The organism is Neisseria sp. HMSC075C10 (assembly GCF_001815615.1).
Taxonomy (GTDB): Bacteria; Pseudomonadota; Gammaproteobacteria; order Burkholderiales; family Neisseriaceae; genus Neisseria; species Neisseria subflava_A.
Genome location: NZ_KV821264.1, coordinates 1,190 through 1,918, shown reverse-complemented (window position 1 = coordinate 1,918; position 729 = coordinate 1,190). Strand labels below are relative to the sequence as shown.

General features: G+C 41.6%; 2 protein-coding genes. Both read left to right on the top strand.

Going from position 1 to position 729, the window contains the following annotated elements:
• Nucleotides 1-113: 113 nt before the first annotated feature.
• On the top strand, nt 114-392 hold the full coding sequence (locus HMPREF3047_RS06700) for a hypothetical protein (protein WP_036472918.1): 279 nt from the start codon (nt 114-116) through the stop codon (nt 390-392).
• A gap of 91 nt (nt 393-483) precedes the next feature.
• Nucleotides 484-720 (top strand): hypothetical protein, encoded by a 237-nt coding sequence (locus HMPREF3047_RS06695; RefSeq protein ID WP_070712767.1) that lies wholly within the window; start codon nt 484-486, stop codon nt 718-720.
• Nucleotides 721-729 lie beyond the last annotated feature (9 nt).

Below are 729 nucleotides of genomic sequence, written 5' to 3'. Positions count from 1 at the left end.
CGCTTCAATCTTCGCTATCCAGCTGATCCGCCGCGTATTGCGCTAATTTGAGGCATATTTCAGACGACCCCTTAAAGGTCGTCTGAATACTAATTGACATGAGAATTTAAATAATGGGCTACCAAGTCGGAAATAATTGTTACGCAACCCGTCAGGATGCCGAAAACGTCTATTTCAGTTTAGTGCCTCCCAAAATTGGCGATGACGGAAAGTTATATCAGCTTAATTTTACTAAGTTTGGCTGGAAATATGGGGAGCAGATTTTAAAAGCTGAATTGCCAGAATGTAACCCGATAGACAGCATGAAGGACGGATCCTATATAGGCTGGTCAGTTGTTGCCATCATGGCAGCGGTTTGGGGTATCAGGTTGATATGGCAGAAATTGAGGTAGCACTATGATGGATTTTTATTTTTATCTTGGTGTGTTTGTTCCGGTCGTGGTGGGCTGGATGATTTTTAAATAGGTAGTGATAGGTAGTGATATGGACGATGATTTTGAGTATGAACAAGGGGCTAGTTATGGTGGAGCAGATTATGGCTTCGGTGATTTTATGGAGCCTGACTCTGATCATGAAACGCACGAAGATTATATGGATAGGGTTTGGTCAGATGGTTATGACCAACATCAGGATTATTTAATTTTTCTGATTGATGCCGGTCTTATGCCAGAAGATAGTACGGTTGAAGACATGATAGCTAGTGGTTATGGTTCGTTTTAATGAAGAAGC

Excerpts from the sequence above, each read along its gene's own strand:
- HMPREF3047_RS06700 (WP_036472918.1), top strand. The coding sequence starts at position 114 with ATGGGCTACCAAGTCGGAAATAATTGTTACGCAACCCGTCAGGATGCC.
- HMPREF3047_RS06695 (WP_070712767.1), top strand. The coding sequence starts at position 484 with ATGGACGATGATTTTGAGTATGAACAAGGGGCTAGTTATGGTGGAGCA.